The organism is Paeniglutamicibacter antarcticus (assembly GCF_039544305.1).
In the GTDB taxonomy this organism is placed as follows: Bacteria; Actinomycetota; Actinomycetes; order Actinomycetales; family Micrococcaceae; genus Paeniglutamicibacter; species Paeniglutamicibacter antarcticus_C.
Map to the genome: position 1 here is coordinate 1 of NZ_BAABLK010000025.1, position 15,816 is coordinate 15,816.

Here is a 15,816-nt window from a genome sequence, read left to right on the forward strand (position 1 = left end):
AGAACTCGACATGGCTCATTGGTGAAGGATCAGTTGCTGTCCACTTGAAGGAGACCGTGTCTCCTGGGTATACCGTCTGGGGCGAGACCATGGCAACAGAGTTCAGGATGGGCGGAGAAACATCCGCAGCTGCTAATGCGGTGGAAACTGACATAGTGCTGACCAAAAGCGCCGTTAACAGCGCGATGAAACTAGTGAAAATTGTTTTGATGATTCTCCCAAGAGCGATGATTTGTCTTTTATGTAGATAGTAGACGAACATGATCGCTGGAATCTGCTGAAGCGGATCCCGAAACCAAAGCATTGGCTTTGCTCAAGGCACCTGTTCCTGAGCAAAGATTGTCCACGTTGTTCATTCCCATGCTTGGTATAGCCTTACTCGTCGAAGCCGTCATTGGGACCCTCGGCGACAGTCTAGTTAAGTCCTTCAGGAATATAGGAAAGCACTGACAGGCAAAAGGCCTCCGGTGAACAGTGGAAACTCTCTAGGAATCCATTGTTCACCGGAGGCCTACTTGTGTCTTCAGGGAAGGGCCCAGCCTCTAGGAGTCGGGCAAAGCATACGTAGCATCGTGAATATCATCAGCGCCTGACAGCGTCAGTATATGAGTTTCGGAGCAGCGTTGATCGATATCGACCGTTTTTCGACGGTTCTTTATGACACGCCAAAAGAACCGTGGAGACTATTCACAAACCAAGTACGAAACAGCTATGCTGGTTTCAAGAGGTGGCACGGATTTAGACCCAATGAACGGGGAGCAGCATGGAGAGGCCAGAAAAACTGGACGGCGTAGAAGAACCACGCATGATCCCCGAAGGCGTATCACTGGGCTACGCCCGTGTGAGCACCAAGGATCAGAACCTGGAGAGTCAACGCCAGGCACTTATGGCCGCAGGATGCTATGACGTGTACGCGGACCAAGGCAAGTCAGGTGCGACCATGACGCGTCCGGAACTGGATGCCTGTCTACGTGCTTTGCAGCCAGGGAACACCCTGGTGGTCACCCAGCTGGACCGTCTGGGCCGCACCATGCGCGGCCTCGTTGAACTACTCGACACCCTCAAAGAAAACAAGGTGGCTTTCCGATCCCTGACCGAGGGTATCGACACCACCACCATGCAAGGCAGGATGATGTTCGGTGTCATCGCCTCAGTGGCCGAAATGGAACGAGAGCTGATCCGTGAACGCACCATGGCCGGACTGGCAGTAGCCACCGGCAAGGGTGGGCGACCCCCAAGCTTGCAACCTCACGATGTGAGCGAAGCGCGCAGACTCAGGGAGAACGAGAAGTGGTCCCTTGACCGGATCGCGGAAAAGTTCAAAGTGAGCCGATCCACCATTATTAGGGCACTTCGCCAAGATGGGCTGGCCGGGGCTGGCTACGCTGGTGTAAAACCAGCAGCCTCACCCCGGGAGCCTACCGATGGTACGAGCACGTAAAAAACAGATTCAAGGTCAAGTTTCCTTCGATGAATTTCTCTTTTCGGAACCCCAGGAGGTTCGCAATGAACAGTTACGGCAAGTTCGCACAGAACGCGTGGAAGACCCTGTCCCCGAGCAAGTACGAATTGATCGTGGACCCGGAGGCGTGGTTCACGAGCCTCGGGAAGGAAGCGGAGAACAGCGTGGACAGTCTGCAGGTGCAGATCGCTGGACACGATACGCCGGGGGAGACCTACCTTCAGAAGGTGGGCAGGCTGAACAACGCGAAGATGCAAGCCGAGGAAATCGTTCGAGCCGAGATACTGACCCCACCACCGGAGGACCAGGAGGACGAGCCGGAGGAAGAGGAACCAAGTTCGATGAGCCTTCATCTAGCATTCGTGAAGGAGATGCGGGAATTGCAGTGGGAGGCGGACGAGGAACTGAACCGGTTGGAGATGGAGGACGGTCTATAACCACACCCGAGCGGTTCATTCCCGCCACGCAGGATGCCCTGGCACCAACAGGTGCCAGGGCACGATTCCGTGCCAACCTCGAAGCCCTACGCACCCTGCGAGAGCTACAAGATACAGACCGCGCAGCAACCACCCCGGAGCGTGAAACGCTGGCGAGGTGGGGTAGCTGGGGAGCCGCGGGAGTAGCTGAGGTTTTTGACGAGAACCGTGCCGAATTTGCAGATGATCGCGCAGAATTGCGTACCCTGCTCACCGAAGATGAATACCGGGCAGCGAACCGAACAGTCATCAATGCGCACTACACCGACCCAGCCCTAGCCACTGAAATCTGGCAAACCCTGCAAAGTCTTGGCTTTGAAGGCGGCCAAGTATTAGAGCCAGGTTCAGGGGCCGGCACGTTCATTGGACTGGCACCCGAGGGCACCACCATGACCGGAGTCGAGCTAGATCCGGTCACTGCTGGCATCTCCCAAGCCCTGTACCCCGAAGCCAATATCCGCGCCGAGTCCTTCGCCGATTCACAGTTCGGCTCCGCACGCTTTGATGCCACCGTGGGCAACGTGCCCTTTGGCCGGAACATCTTGCACGACCCGTCCCACAACCAGGGCCGACACTCGATGCACAACCACTTCATCATCAAATCCCTGGACCTCACCCGCCCCGGTGGTGTGGTCGGCGTGATTTCCTCGGCCTTCACCCTCGACGCGCAGAACCCGGCCGCACGGCGCGAAATATTCGAGAGCGCAGATTTACTCGGCGCGGTTCGCCTGCCCAATGGTGCCCACCGCCGCGCAGCCGGAACCGAAGCCCTCACCGATGTACTGGTCTTCCGTCGCCGCCTCCCCGGAGAAGAACGCGGGGACGCTTCTTGGTTGGGAACCAGCCCGATGACCACCGAGGCCGGAGACCAAGCCCGCATCAATGAGTACTTCGCCCAGCACCCAGAGCGGGTACTGGGAAGTATTGAAGTGGGCAACGGCATGTATGGCAATGCCACGGTCAATGTGCGCGCCACTGACCTGCAAGCTGTTCCGGCACTATTGCACGAGCAGCTACAAGAGGTTGCTGCCACAGCCGTGGCAGCAGGCCGAGGCATCGGTGAGGATCAACGCTCCGAGGAAGTCGTCGCAGCGGCGCAAATACCGCAAACACCCTCCACCGAACAGGTGGGGCACATCGCCGTACTAGAGGATGGAACCTTCACCCAGGTCAACCTAGACCGAGCAGCGGTGCCCTTGGTGGTGCCCAGAACACAACGCGATGAGCTACGTATTCTCTTGGGACTACGTGATGACGCACGCTCCGTGCTGAGCCTGGAAGCCTCCAATGTGCAGGACACTGACGAGTTGGTCACCGCGCGTGCCGGATTGGCCGACAAGTACGAAAAATACGCCGCAGAATATGGTCCAATCAACCGATTCAATGAAACCCGCACCGGACGCACGGATGATAACGGGAACGACATCGTGTCCCGCCGTCAACCACCGGTGATGGCAATCCTGCGCAAAGACCCCTTTGGGCCCTTGGTGCCAGCCTTGGAAAACTTCAACGAGGGAACCCAAAAAGCTTTTCCGGCTGCATTGCTCAAAGAACGCCAAGTCCAGCCCCGCAAACCGATCCTGGGAGTGGACACCCCTGCCGAAGCCTTGGCTGTCACCCTGGACACCGTGGGTGAAGTCGATCTGGAAACCATCGCTTCCCTGTTGGGTACCGAACCAGGAAAGGCACGCGAAGCCCTGGGTGATTTGGTCTACGACATTCCCGGAGAAGCAGGGGTGATGGAGACCAGAGCGGAATACCTCAGTGGGAACATCCGCGAAAAAATCGACACGGCCACCGAAGCTCTCAACGATGACCCGAAGTATCAGCGAAACCTCACCGACCTGCACCGGGTCTTACCTAAACCGCTCGGAGCGGATGAGATTGAAGCCAAAGTTGGAGCGGTGTGGATTGCCCCTGATATTCATGCGCAGTTCCTGCGCACGCTGATCAAAGACCGCAATGCACACGTTGACCGGATCAGTGGTGCCAATTGGGAGGTCAAGGCCAGCAAGGGCACTTTCCAAGCCCGTAACGATTGGGGCACCAACCGGATGCCTGCCGGGGACATCTTCAAGAACCTACTGGAGCAGCGCCGCGTACAGGTCACCGATCCGGACCCGGAGGACGAGCGCGGTAACCGGCGCATTGTGAATCCCACCGAGACCACTGCCGCACAGGAAAAAGCGCAGATGATCCAAGAACGGTTCAGTGAATGGGTGTGGGAAGACCCTGCACGCACGATTGCGTTGACCGACGAATATAATCGCCGGTTCAACTCTTTGGTGCTGCGCGACTATGACCTGGAGGGCCAACGGCTGAGCTTCCCTGGACTGGTTAAGGACTGGGTGCCGCGCCCACACCAGCGTGCAGCAGTGGCGCGCATGATTTCTGAACCTTCCGTGGGACTCTTCCACGAAGTCGGGGCAGGTAAGACCGCTGAGATGGCCATGGGAGCGATGGAACTACGCCGCCTGGGGATGACGAACAAACCAGCCGTGGTGGTGCCGAATCACATGTTGGATCAGTTCTCGCGGGAATGGTTGCAGATTTACCCGCAAGCCCAGATTCTTGCCGCGTCCTCGGCCGACCTGCAAGGCGATAAGCGACGGGAGTTCATTGCCCGGGCAGCGGCCAATGACTGGGATGCGGTCATCATGACGCGCACAGCCTTTGAACGTATCGAGTTGTCCCCTGAAACAGAACGGGACTACATGAATCGGGAGAATGACCGGATGCGTCAGGAAATGGCAGCAGCCGGTGCCCGTGCCGCAGCACGGGGGGAAACTTCCCTGACGGTTAAGAAGATGGAGACCCGTCTCCAAGCCCGGGAAGAAAAGATGAAAGCCAAGCTTGAACGTCCTGTCGATGCGGGGATTACCTTTGAGCAGACCGGCATTGACTATCTCATCATTGATGAGCTGCATGACTTCAAGAACCTGGACACTCCATCTAACATTCGCGATGCGGCCATTGATGGTTCCAAGCGTGCCTCCGATCTGCACTCGAAGGTCGAATACCTGCGCGATACGTATGGGCACCGGGTGATTACCGGGGCGACGGCGACACCGATCGCCAACAGTGTTACCGAGATGTATGTGATGCAGCGTTACCTGCGCCCGGACCTCTTGGAGAAGGCCGGGATCAACGATTTTGATACCTGGGCCGCTACCTTTGGCGAAGTGGTCTCGGACATGGAAATGTCGGTGGCCGGGGGAGATAAGTTCACCCTCAAGGAACGCTTCTCAAAGTTCCAGAACGTCCCGGAACTGTTGAAGATGTTCCACACCTTCGCGGATGTGAAGACCGCCGAAGACCTGAAACTTCCCGTGCCAGATATGGCGGCGCGGGAGGACGGAAAGCGACTCCCGCGCATGGTGACCGTGGAACCCAGTGCAGAGCTATCGGACTACATTGCGGACATTGGGGAACGTGCCGGACAAGTGCAAGCGCGCATGGTGGACCCACGCGAGGACAACATGCTGAAAATTTCCAGTGACGGCCGCAAGGCTGCACTGGATATGCGCTTGGTGGACCCGGAGTTGGAGATGTTGGAAGGGTCCACAAAGTCCAGTGCCGCAGCGGATTTGATCGCGGGGGTCTATGAGAAAAACAAGGACCGAATCTATACCGACCCGGCCACCAAGGAAGAGCACCCAACCCGGGGTGCGTTGCAGATTGTGTTCTGTGATTTGGGTACACCGTCGAAGGACTGGAACGTGTATGACCAACTCAAAATCGACCTCACCGAACGAGGTGTGCCAGCGGAGAAAGTGCGCTTCATGCACGAGGCAAAGAACGATGCCGAAAAGGGCCGGCTCTTTGCTGCCTGCCGCAGCGGTGACGTGGCCGTACTAATTGGGTCCACTCAAAAAATGGGGGTGGGCACAAACATCCAGGACCGTGCCGTGCACCTGGTGGATATGGATGCACCGTGGCGACCGGCAGATGTTTCCCAACGCCACGGGCGCATCATCCGACAGGGAAACCAGAACCCGGAGGTCGACATTTCCCAGGTGGTCACCAAGGGATCGTTCGACACGTTCATGTGGCAAACCTTGGAGCGCAAGTCCAAGTTCATTGACCAGATCATGCGCGGCAAATTAGACGTGCGAGAGATTGAAGACGTCGGAGAAAACACCCTGTCCTTTGCCGAGGTCAAGGCTATCTCCAGTGGCAACCCGTTGATCTTGGAGAAATCCAAGGCAGAGCAAGAACTCTCGCGCCTGGAGCGCCTGAGTCGAGCGTGGAGCCGCAACCAAGTGTCCTTGGTGCACCGCAAGGACAGTGCACAAATTAAGGGTCGAGTGCAGGTCAACAACTTGCCCAAATTGAAGCAAGCGGTTGAACGCACGAGCGGTGAAGTCGGTGGTGAATCCTTCGCCATGACCGTCAAGAATCAGCGGCACGATAAGCGAACCGAAGCAGCCGAAGCCATCGGTGCATGGGTGAAAGAAAATACGTCCTTCATGCCCCCACAACATGCGGAGAGGGATGCAGGAATTGTCGGCACCCTTGCAGGGCACCAAGTGCGCGTGGTGGAGGGAATGGGGATCATGGGTGACAGTGCATCATCGCCGGTACGCTTCCACCTTGACGGTGCCCCCGGCGTATACACGGAGGTGTCTCGACAGACTGCGCTGAACCCGAACCCGGGACTGATTACGAGGCTGGAAAATCTGGTTACAAGGTTGCCGCAGACGGCAGAGAAATTGGAGCGGGATATTGAAAATACCCGGCAAGAATACCGTGATGCTGAAACCGCTTTGAAGACCCCGTTCAAGCACGCTGATGCCTTACAAAGTGCGCAGTGGGATGTGGAGAGGATCAACCGAGTGATGCTCGGCGAAGAAAACCCACAACCCAGCTTTGATACCGACATGGCAGCAGCGCGAAAGCTCCAACGTGCGAACAATCCGGTGCCCATTGGCGCGGACCTCACGACACCTGCGACGCAGGCTTCACCGAGTCATACTTACACCACAACCACCAGTGCGGAACGTGACGGAATGGATCGCTAAGTACGCAGCTTTGATCTTTCCCTGACCAGCTTTATAACCGAGGCTGTGCACATCGCCCGGTCACCCGTGGTGACCTTTCGGGGCAGTGGTGACCTGGGCGTTGTGTGCAGGCGGTCAGTTGGGTCCCGGCGTCCATATGTGTGCGGGAAAAGACCGAAGGAAATATCTTTTGCCGTGCCCATGTGGTCGCGGGGAAGCACCACCGACACAGTCCAAAGAACTTATTTACCTGCCAATGACGCTATGCGTCGGAAGCGGAAGCCGACTGGCTATCAGTCGGCTTTTTTGCTGCCGGTTTACGACGCGAGACTGTGCCCTGTTCAAGCCCGAGCTTCTTAAGTTCGTCAGCGCTCCATCCGTCTTTAGTAGCGCGCGCGTAAGCCTTCTTGTCTTCCTTCTTTGCCTCGACCAGTTTGGTTTCCAGCTCGGTGACGAGCTGTCGTGCCTTGACCAGATCGGTGACTGACTCGATGCGCGAGTTCAGTAGTTCGCGTGCCTGCTGCTGGGTGCTCTGAATGGTGTCCATGGCACCAGCTTAACCCAGCCCCGTGCCAAACCGCCAGAAACAGCGAAAACGTAGGTGAAGCGCAGCAAGCTATACAGTTAGGTCCCCTAACTGGCTTGTCGGACTAGACGCTGCGCTTTTTGTCCGGCACACTGGTGGTGTGGTCCCCGAGGTTTCGGGGTCGCTGCGCTGGGCTAAGGACAGGACGAAACGATGAGTGAGCAGACTCCCGCTGGTCGGCTGTTTTCTCGTCGTCGGCGTGCCAACGTTGAGGGTGGACGGCAACACGAACACAAGGTGAAAGTGTCGCCGGAAGAAGAGGCCCTGCTGTTGCAGTTGGCCGAGAAGCAGGGCGTGACGATTCCGCGTTTGTTGGTTGAGTCAGCGCTGAGTCTTGATGCACCGCAGACCCCCACTGAACGCAAGCAAGGTTTGGTGGAACTGTTCACCATCACTCGCCTATTAGCCAATGTCGCGAACAACGTTAACCAGATGGCTAAGCACGCCAACTCGGGTGATGATTTTCCTGCCGAAGCGGCAGCAACATTGGCCTACGTCAAGGCACTCTCTTTTCGCATTAGCGACACCGTGAACAGGATCAACTGGTGATCCCTAACGTTACCCGTGGTGGCCGGATGCAAGGTCTTGTTTCCTACCTCGTATCAGTGGATGCGGATAAGACCGCCAACGTTCACGTTGACCCCCATTTGGTGGCGGGGAGCGCGTCAATCATGGCGTGGTTTGATGACGGTATCTTGGACCAAAATGATGCCGATAGAATTGCCGCTTTTTTGGATGAACCACACCGCAAATTAGGGGTCGATATTATGTATCGTGACCAGCGCAAAGATGCTCCCAAAGGTCCGGACGGCAAAGCCCAATTGCTCAAGGGAGATGTGTGGCATTGCTCGTTGTCTTTGAGTGCCGGGGAACGTCATGTCACCGACCAAGAGTGGGGTGACATCGCCAATGATTTCATTGATCAGATGGGCTTCTCCGAAGTAAACGGCAAGGCCCCGTGTCGATGGATCGCCATTGATCATGGCACCAGCGTTAAGGGCAACCACCACATTCACCTGGCGGTGTCCTTGGTCCGTGAGGACGGCACAAAAGCTTCCGTTCATGATGATCGCAAGAACGCGCAAAAGTATTGCCGTGGTCTGGAAAAGAAGTATGGACTTGAGGAACTTTCCAGTGTTCATGCCTCCCGTGGATACAGTCGGGGTGAGAAAGAAGTTGCGGTGCGTGAGGGTCGTGAAATGAACCGAACCGTGTTGGAACGCAAGGTTCGCGCCGCCTCAACTGCCGCTCCCACAGAAGCAGAGTTTGTTCGCCAAGGTCGCGATATGGGACTGCTGATGCGTCCTCGATATGCCAAAGATACGACCGATGTTGTGATCGGTTATTCGGTGGCCCAGCGCCCCGCACAAGGTGCGCGTCCGGTGTGGTTTGGAGGCGGGAAACTTGCTCGCGATCTTGGCTTGGGACAGATGCGTACCAAGTGGCCGGACACGGCCCAAGGTTCGTTGGATGCGGTCGCGGAATGGAATGCAGCGGCCAGAAACAAACGCCAAGCCAAGCCACACCAAAGTTCAGTGAAGTCTCAATATCCACCCGAGCATCAGTGGCTAGTCCACACTGCCGATGCCAAGGAAATAGCAACTCGCCTCAGCACCTTGCCGGTTGATGATCATGCTTCCTGGGCGAAGGTTGCCCGGGAAACTTCCGGAGTGTTCGCCGCATGGTCACTACAGCTTGAACCTAATGGTGGACCGTTGGCAGAGACCGCCGCCGCCCTGGCTCAAACAGCCCAGCTACGTGATTTCCGTCAGCACTCTAAGCCGGTTCCCTTACCTTCTTTGTCCGGGTCCACCATGCTCATGTTGGCCGCTGGTTCCAACAGCAAGACCGCCGCACAATCGGCGTTGCTGGTCCAGTTGATGCGTACCTCGCGTGCAATCTACGACATGCACCAAGACTCGCAGCGTTTACGTAACGCCAGGAACCTCAAAAACGTACTGGTCAATGACTTGGGACCGTTTATTGCTGCAATGCCCGAGCCGTTCAACACGAACATCAAGGCTCCGATTGCACCTGCACCAGGGCGTATTGATGAAAAGGATCTGCCCGAAGCGGTACGCATAGCGCGCCGTGGTTCCCCGATGCCGGTAGGTGTCGTAAGACAAGGCAGTGTTGCCCCGTCCATTGCCGAACCGGCACGAACTTACCAGCCGACCAAAACCGGGCCAGAGCAAGACTACGGACGCTAACAATCCAGCACCACCGATGAAGGAGCAAGTGAGTGTCATGAGTGAAGAAGTCGAAGACGTTCTAGAAGGAATGATGCGCCAATCCCTGGTTGCTGGTTCACAGTTGGCCGAGCAACTGGCTCGTGTTCGCCAGCAACTGTTGCGCAATGCTGAGCAGCGTAGTGAACAGGCAGCCGTTGAAGCGCAGCGCAGCATCGCCGCTGACCGGGCACTCATGCATTCTGTCCTTGTTCCCGCAACACGGGATGAATGGTGGGAAGGTGCGCAACCCGAACAGATCACCCGGGCGCACACTTTGGCAGAGGCATGGAAGGACTATGACCCGGCAGCACAAGCCGCGTCCGAGAAAATCAAAGTAGAAGTGAAGAACAGGTACGGGATCGACACTTCTGATCTGCAAGGTGATGGTGAATATCTGCAAGATCATATTGCCGTTCAGCAACGTCTGGAAGCAGCCGCAAAAGCCGCCAAGGAACATGCCGAAGCAATGGCCCTTGTCGCCGCCGCCCAAGCAGAGGAAATCAACCGTAGAGCCGTTGATCTGCACCAGGAAATGGCTCGACACCAGGTGCCCCGCGAATACTTGGCCAACGATGATCTGGTGAGCGCACTACAGCACTCCCAAGCCTCGTTGGGTACAGAAGCCGAGCCGCAGGCAGATCGGGCCGTGGCCGAGCGCCTGCACCTGATTGAGCACAACGGAATTAACGGACCCAGCATCGAAGAACTCAAAAAGGAAATCGGAGCCAACTACACCGGCACCCGGGATTCACATTTTGCCGATGCCGAGTTTCTGTCAGCGGCCCGGGATTGGCACGAGTCCAAAACCTTGGCCGAAGGCGGGTTTGTGGAGAAGGGAAATACCGGTCTTGAAGCACGTTATGAAAAGGCGGAGAAGGAACTTTTCGCCCGGATCGGACCCATGGGTCAAGACATCGAAGACAAGGTTCTCAAAGACCCCAACACCCAGACCCCCAGTGCGTCGGTAAAGACCTCGGAGGCTGAACAGGCAACTGTCCCGGCATACGGCTCCGCAGAGCATTACGCAGCGTTTGAAGCGTCCTTGCAAGGCACGGGAACCGATGCCCAGATTAAGGGCCGGGTTGCTGCTGCCCGAGGCCAAGCCACACCGCCACGGGCAGCTGTCCAAGCTCCCACCAAGACCCCCAAAGCTCGTAAAGCCCGCGCGGGGGCAGGTGCAGGTCGGGAGCGAAGCCAAGACGGCCCCACACGATAGAAAGACCCGGCGAAACGAAAAGGGGTGGTCTACCGGATATCCGGTAGACCACCCCTTACTGGGTGGCTTGTGAAAAAGTGAAAATCTAACGTTAGCGTCTGTCACTAGATCGGTTATCAATGACTTGCAGTTGCTGCGTTGAGGCCAACATATGCGTGTCCGCTTGGGAACGTCTACCGAATAATTGCGCAAATTGCTGCGTGGGGCCGGATGCCGGGATCATGGCGCTTTTCAACTTCAATCACCTCGAACCCGGCGTCATGCAGCAGGCTACTCATCTGTTCAACAGACCAGTAGTAGGCCGTGGTAATCGCGTGGTCAAGCGGTTCCGCGGGTTCTCCCTCGAAAAAGCCAACGAGCAGATCCCCTTCTGGCGAGAGAACTCGCGCGAGCTCGGTCAGAACTGGCGGTAGTTCTGCCGGTGGCAGATGAATCAGTGAATACCAGGCAAGCACTCCATTCAGACTTCCATCGGCTGCGTCGAGGGAGCGGAGCGTGGAGACCTGGAACGATACATCGGGGAAGCGAAATCGGGCGCTTTCAATGAATTCGGGGACGAGGTCAATGCCTGAGATGTCGGCACCCCGTTTGTGAAGAAAGTCCGTCCAATGCCCGGGTCCGCATCCGGCGTCAATGATACGGCCGCTAATCTTTTCAGCCCACCGTTCTATGCGGCTCCGATCAAGCTCATGCGTGTCATCGATTGCCCCAAGAGTGGCCGTGTACTCGGATGCCCTCGCAGCGTAGGCCTGTTGAACGCGTGAGTCAGTCATTCAACAAGTCTAGGGACGTGCAAGTACGACCTATCGCGCGGCTTCCTGATTCGCCGATCTGAAAGAGGTATTCCCATGAAGACGGCCCGGTGTTGTGGCTTTCAACGCTAAATGTCGCAACCCCAAAAGCAATGACTCTCGGTACACACTGTTTCGCAGGGGAACGCTCTGCGGACAATGGGCTGCCTTGCCTGCGACCGAACGAGTCGCCAGAACACCGTTCGGCGCCAAGTTCTGTCTTTGGGCAGTCACTATCCGCAGATCGGTAGCTATTTTTGGTCAGTATCGTCTTCGTCCAATGGCAAAAGTGTTATTTCGAAATCCTTGAGCCACCACCACCCGGCGGTCAAAATGAATCCGGTCGCGCTGGACGCATACAGGAAAGTCACAACTTGTTCCGGGAACGAATCCTCACCTATGACTAGAAGTACCAGCATTAAGGTGGATACCGACACTACAAAGCATGCTACAAAAATATAATATAAAATTTGTTTCCATTTTTTTGGAAGTCATGCCGGCTCCTCAACTTTTAGCGTGGTGTCGGTGTACCATTACAGCGATCAGTGAGCTGGTTGCCCCAATGACCCCCAAAGCGATGGGGACCAGAAAGATCAGCCCCTCAAGTCCGCCACTGTTGAAGTCCGAAGCTGCGTACTGTCCGATCACCACCGTGGCCACGATGACCTGCACACCAGTCGCACCGGCAAGGGCGATCGCTCCCCACCGTGCTGATTTCCAGGCTGCGACCGTGATCGGCAGCACGGCCGCCATAGCTGTCCAGCCGATCGGCGTCCAGAACTCGACATCGGTGGGTGCTCCATCGGCGTCCAAGGGGCCGATCTCACCGGTTGCGGTACCGAGGGCTATCCAACCTGCCGCGACTGAGATGGCCACCGCAACGAATGTCGCCGCCCAGGTAAGGAAGGTGGGGACTGGCCGAGGAGAAGGGTTCATGTCGCCGACGCTACATGACCTGGATCACAGGAGACCGGAAATGAGTCCCAGCACTGAACCGCGTGTCGCTGGAGTGGGGTGTACCAAGGTTCTTGGAACAGGTTCTCACCTGATCAGAGGATCAGTACATACCCCACGGAGCCTGAACTGGTAGTCCGGACATCTGATCTGAGAGGAGACTGCCCGTTGGCATGGGCGTCCTGCATGCCCGCAGCACACCCATGCCAAAACACTGCAACCGAACCCGCTCATCCGTCATTGGCTCTGTCACGCTCTTCGGTGATCTGTCACATAGGGGGACGACAACCGCGGTCGTTGGGCTCGCAATCGAGGTTGCGATACTTTGTGGCGTTGGCGTTGGCGTTCCGAAGAGAAACCTCTAACGGACGGCGGGAAGCCGCTTAGATCATATGGCAGCAATCCACGGGGCAGGGTTCCCGGTATGCTCTGGTCGTGACGACAAAAATTGTGGAAGTTACATCCGATTCTGAACGGTCCGAGGTGGAGGCCTTCTTTAAGGCCCAGATTGATGATCCTTCAAGATTTCCACTTCTCCCGTCGAGAATTGACCCTCACCCGAGCCTGGGTTCGATCATTCTGGGGGGTCTGGGAGGGTGGCCAATTGGTGGCTGCCCTTCATGCGGCACCACCGTTTTATGACGTGAGCGAGATGTTAGGACGGGGTGTGCCCGCCAGTTCCGGAGACATTGCTATGAAGGACTATGTGATGCTCTACAGTGTTGCGGTAACCGAGGGAAAGCGGCGCGGCCGGGTGGGGGCGCAACTGTTGGGCAAGATGGAGGACGTGGCCCTGAAGGCTGGTTCCAAAACTGTTTACGGTGTGACGAGTGCGGACTCGGCGGCGTTCTACAAGGCCAGGGGCTACCAAGTGCAGAAGCCGGATGAGATGTTCAGGACTTATTGGGGAGAGTCTGAGGTGGCATTTTCCATTTCAGGTGATGCGCAGTGGTTCTCCAAAGGCCTGAAGCGCAGAAGCTCATCCTGGTTGACCAACCTGTTCAATCCCTGATCGCTGGGTAGGTAAGACTTAAGGCAGATTGTGCCCGATTCACTGACGAAGAAGCCTCGAACCATTACCGGTCCGAGGTTTCTTCGTGTCCCGGTGCTCACGATCTGGTCAGCTATTTACTGGTTCGTCCGAGCCTTTTGACTGCAGCTACATAAGCGGCTAAGCCCTTACGTTCTCCGACTGATACTGCTTGCACGGCTTTGACTTTGCCGTCCTCGATTCGGTAGACGAGCCGGAAGCGAGGCTTCTGTTTCGTGTCGGTGTCGAAGTAGAGCTTGAAGCAGTCGCTAAGATCGCCGGTGGAAACCCTGTCGTCCAGGCCCTGACCAGTGAGGGTGCCTTTGGCAACTTCGACCAGCAGGCCTACGGCCATTATTCGGAGTTCTTGGGTGGGGAGTGCTGCCATATCGTCCTCAAAGCCGGGTAGGGCATCAAGACCAAGCTGAGAGCTCACGCTTTCGGTTCATCAATGGTGATGCCGAACTTTGCGGCAACATCAGCAAGCGGTACGGCTGGGCCGGCTTCTTGGCGTTCACGAACGAGGCGCGCGATCTCCAGGTCCTCCATGATAGGAAGGAGCTCGGAGTACAGCTCGAAGGGGATGACCACAGCTTCGGGGCGGCGGTTGGCGCCGAATACGACCGGTGTGGCTGCCGCGTGGTCCGTCCGGAACCGACGAAGAATTGCCGGGACGCTGGTGCGGAATTCGGCTGTTGGCTGGACTTCAAGGAAGGTGCTCATGCCCTAAGTGTACAACTAGATGGTCATAAAGATGTACATCTTGTTGTCATGTTTACATCTTTTGCGCCGGGGGTGCGGCGGGCGCGAACAAGCTCGGTTTCAATAAGCGAAGCATGCCTTTCGGTTAATGAAAACGTCAACCAATGCAGTCAATGCCTACTGAGCTTACCTGGGGCCCTTCGCACCCCAGCGTGAGGGACTGGGGTCTGATGAGGATGATCCGTACGGAAATTCACGCTAAGAGGTTGTTTCAAGGTCAGATCGTCCTTGGTTTGAAAATATCCATGCCCGTAACGGGAAGGGGCAGTGGGACATTGGAATCGAGTATCGCTTGCAACGTTCACCCCTTTATTCCCAGTTGAGCCTCCTTCGCTGTACTTGCCGCTCCTGAAATCCGCTCATCAAGCTCGCCCACAAGGAACCTGACACACAACGCGTGGAACTGGCACGTTGCGTACCCTGCATCGATAGTAGGTGGATGACTTCAATGCGTAAAACGCTTTCTCCGATGATTTTGTACGAATCGTGGAGCGAGGATCCCGATGATGACGAGTACCTTTGCGAGAGGATCTTTTCGAATGACGCGTTTGGTGCGGAGGGAAGCACCTGGGCCACCGTTTACGAGCTCACCGTCAGGGAGACAAGCCTCGGAGCCTTCTCGGAAGAGATAGGGAACATCTTCTACGTCAGGGTTTGTTCCCCCAACTTCGTGGATTCAGACAATCGGTTCAGAGGTAGGTGGAGGGTGGAAATCGACGGCTTCAATGATGAAGAAGTCAGCAGGAAGATTGTTGAGTACGTCGAGGGTACGAGGGGTGTTTTCCTCGTCAAATCACCAGTGGAGGTTCTAGCGGTGGAGCTCTATTGCGAGGAACGGTAATCGCCAGGACTCTTGGTGCCTAGCGTTCCACAATGGAACCCTCACTGGGCACGCCAATTCGGTGCCGCCGCGGTTGGGCTGGCACCCTGAGTTACATGCGTAGTTACCTGCCCGGAATCCTCATCGGGCTTGCCGTCTTTTTCGTGAATATCGCGTTGGAAGTTTACACAGACATGCCGATGTTGATTCGTTGGGCTGTTGTGATTGGCTTCGGGCTGCTCGTCACCTTCGCCCTGATCAAGTTGGCCCAACGCCGGCAAAAACGAAGTACCCACGAGGCATCAGACCGCTCGGAGTGCTGCTCCACGGCATCGTAGTCTGGTGGCGTCGAAAGGCGCCGCGAAATCGATTTGCTTGCCCGTAAGCGAAACGTCCACTGCGCCCGGGATCCTGCGGGGTCGCCGTTGGCCTGGGAGCCGCGTGCCGTACGTGGACCCCGGCGCTGATGGCCGGGTGGGATCGCACTC

The 15,816-nt window shown here is 56.8% G+C and carries 15 protein-coding genes; 9 read left to right on the forward strand and 6 right to left on the reverse strand.

Features of this window, described 5'->3' with window-relative positions:
* Positions 1-262: hypothetical protein (locus ABEA12_RS07470; RefSeq protein WP_345467317.1), on the reverse strand; the 262-nt coding region annotated here is incomplete at its 3' end.
* 501 nt (positions 263-763) lie between these two features.
* On the opposite strand from ABEA12_RS07470, the gene ABEA12_RS07475 reads away from it, so the two are divergent.
* From ABEA12_RS07475 to ABEA12_RS07485, 3 genes are all read left to right on the forward strand, one after another.
* On the forward strand, positions 764-1,441 hold the full coding sequence (locus tag ABEA12_RS07475) for a recombinase family protein (protein ID WP_345467320.1): 678 nt from the start codon (positions 764-766) through the stop codon (positions 1,439-1,441).
* A gap of 65 nt (positions 1,442-1,506) precedes the next feature.
* A complete protein-coding gene (locus tag ABEA12_RS07480) occupies positions 1,507-1,899 on the forward strand; it encodes a TnpV protein (RefSeq protein ID WP_345467322.1) in 393 nt (130 codons plus the stop codon).
* Complete coding sequence (locus ABEA12_RS07485; protein WP_345467325.1) at positions 1,848-6,959, forward strand: helicase-related protein; 5,112 nt, start codon at positions 1,848-1,850, stop codon at positions 6,957-6,959. The genes ABEA12_RS07480 and ABEA12_RS07485 overlap by 52 nt, the downstream gene beginning before the upstream one ends.
* A gap of 241 nt (positions 6,960-7,200) precedes the next feature.
* Here the strand turns inward: ABEA12_RS07485 and ABEA12_RS07490 are convergent, their stop codons facing one another.
* A complete protein-coding gene (locus tag ABEA12_RS07490) occupies positions 7,201-7,485 on the reverse strand; it encodes a hypothetical protein (RefSeq protein WP_345467328.1) in 285 nt (94 codons plus the stop codon).
* 192 nt (positions 7,486-7,677) lie between these two features.
* Between ABEA12_RS07490 and ABEA12_RS07495 the strand changes: the two genes are divergently transcribed.
* From ABEA12_RS07495 to ABEA12_RS07505, 3 genes are read left to right on the forward strand one after another with little or no spacing between them, the layout of a single operon-like run.
* Entirely contained in the window at positions 7,678-8,073 is a 396-nt protein-coding gene (locus ABEA12_RS07495) for a plasmid mobilization protein (protein ID WP_345467331.1), read from the forward strand.
* A complete protein-coding gene (locus ABEA12_RS07500) occupies positions 8,070-9,734 on the forward strand; it encodes a relaxase/mobilization nuclease domain-containing protein (RefSeq protein WP_345467333.1) in 1,665 nt (554 codons plus the stop codon). The genes ABEA12_RS07495 and ABEA12_RS07500 overlap by 4 nt, the downstream gene beginning before the upstream one ends.
* Positions 9,658-10,971 (forward strand): hypothetical protein, encoded by a 1,314-nt coding sequence (locus ABEA12_RS07505; RefSeq protein ID WP_345467336.1) that lies wholly within the window; start codon positions 9,658-9,660, stop codon positions 10,969-10,971. The genes ABEA12_RS07500 and ABEA12_RS07505 overlap by 77 nt, the downstream gene beginning before the upstream one ends.
* A 173-nt stretch (positions 10,972-11,144) precedes the next feature.
* Here the strand turns inward: ABEA12_RS07505 and ABEA12_RS07510 are convergent, their stop codons facing one another.
* Together ABEA12_RS07510 and ABEA12_RS07515 are read right to left on the reverse strand one after the other, a co-directional pair.
* Entirely contained in the window at positions 11,145-11,744 is a 600-nt protein-coding gene (locus ABEA12_RS07510) for a class I SAM-dependent methyltransferase (protein WP_345467339.1), read from the reverse strand.
* Between the two features lie 522 nt (positions 11,745-12,266).
* On the reverse strand, positions 12,267-12,698 hold the full coding sequence (locus ABEA12_RS07515; RefSeq protein WP_345467342.1) for a hypothetical protein: 432 nt from the start codon (positions 12,696-12,698) through the stop codon (positions 12,267-12,269).
* Positions 12,699-13,227: 529 nt separating this feature from the next.
* Between ABEA12_RS07515 and ABEA12_RS07520 the strand changes: the two genes are divergently transcribed.
* Positions 13,228-13,728 (forward strand): GNAT family N-acetyltransferase, encoded by a 501-nt coding sequence (locus ABEA12_RS07520; protein ID WP_345467345.1) that lies wholly within the window; start codon positions 13,228-13,230, stop codon positions 13,726-13,728.
* Positions 13,729-13,840: 112 nt separating this feature from the next.
* Here the strand turns inward: ABEA12_RS07520 and ABEA12_RS07525 are convergent, their stop codons facing one another.
* Positions 13,841-14,182, reverse strand: a complete 342-nt coding sequence (locus tag ABEA12_RS07525) for a hypothetical protein (protein WP_345467348.1) — start codon at positions 14,180-14,182, stop codon at positions 13,841-13,843.
* Positions 14,179-14,469, reverse strand: a complete 291-nt coding sequence (locus ABEA12_RS07530) for a hypothetical protein (RefSeq protein ID WP_283457452.1) — start codon at positions 14,467-14,469, stop codon at positions 14,179-14,181. The genes ABEA12_RS07525 and ABEA12_RS07530 overlap by 4 nt, the downstream gene beginning before the upstream one ends.
* A 487-nt stretch (positions 14,470-14,956) precedes the next feature.
* Here ABEA12_RS07530 and ABEA12_RS07535 point away from each other — a divergent pair, with 487 nt between their 5' ends.
* On the forward strand, positions 14,957-15,349 hold the full coding sequence (locus ABEA12_RS07535) for a hypothetical protein (RefSeq protein ID WP_345467356.1): 393 nt from the start codon (positions 14,957-14,959) through the stop codon (positions 15,347-15,349).
* A 95-nt stretch (positions 15,350-15,444) separates the two neighbouring features.
* Entirely contained in the window at positions 15,445-15,666 is a 222-nt protein-coding gene (locus ABEA12_RS07540) for a hypothetical protein (RefSeq protein WP_345467359.1), read from the forward strand.
* Positions 15,667-15,816 lie beyond the last annotated feature (150 nt).

Coding starts and splice junctions, on each gene's coding strand:
- ABEA12_RS07480 (WP_345467322.1), top strand. CDS start 1,507: ATGAACAGTTACGGCAAGTTCGCACAGAACGCGTGGAAGACCCTGTCC.
- ABEA12_RS07490 (WP_345467328.1), bottom strand. CDS start 7,485: ATGGACACCATTCAGAGCACCCAGCAGCAGGCACGCGAACTACTGAAC.
- ABEA12_RS07530 (WP_283457452.1), bottom strand. CDS start 14,469: ATGAGCACCTTCCTTGAAGTCCAGCCAACAGCCGAATTCCGCACCAGC.
- ABEA12_RS07475 (WP_345467320.1), top strand. CDS start 764: ATGGAGAGGCCAGAAAAACTGGACGGCGTAGAAGAACCACGCATGATC.
- ABEA12_RS07510 (WP_345467339.1), bottom strand. CDS start 11,744: ATGACTGACTCACGCGTTCAACAGGCCTACGCTGCGAGGGCATCCGAG.
- ABEA12_RS07515 (WP_345467342.1), bottom strand. CDS start 12,698: ATGAACCCTTCTCCTCGGCCAGTCCCCACCTTCCTTACCTGGGCGGCG.
- ABEA12_RS07540 (WP_345467359.1), top strand. CDS start 15,445: ATGCGTAGTTACCTGCCCGGAATCCTCATCGGGCTTGCCGTCTTTTTC.
- ABEA12_RS07520 (WP_345467345.1), top strand. CDS start 13,228: ATGATCCTTCAAGATTTCCACTTCTCCCGTCGAGAATTGACCCTCACC.
- ABEA12_RS07495 (WP_345467331.1), top strand. CDS start 7,678: ATGAGTGAGCAGACTCCCGCTGGTCGGCTGTTTTCTCGTCGTCGGCGT.
- ABEA12_RS07535 (WP_345467356.1), top strand. CDS start 14,957: ATGCGTAAAACGCTTTCTCCGATGATTTTGTACGAATCGTGGAGCGAG.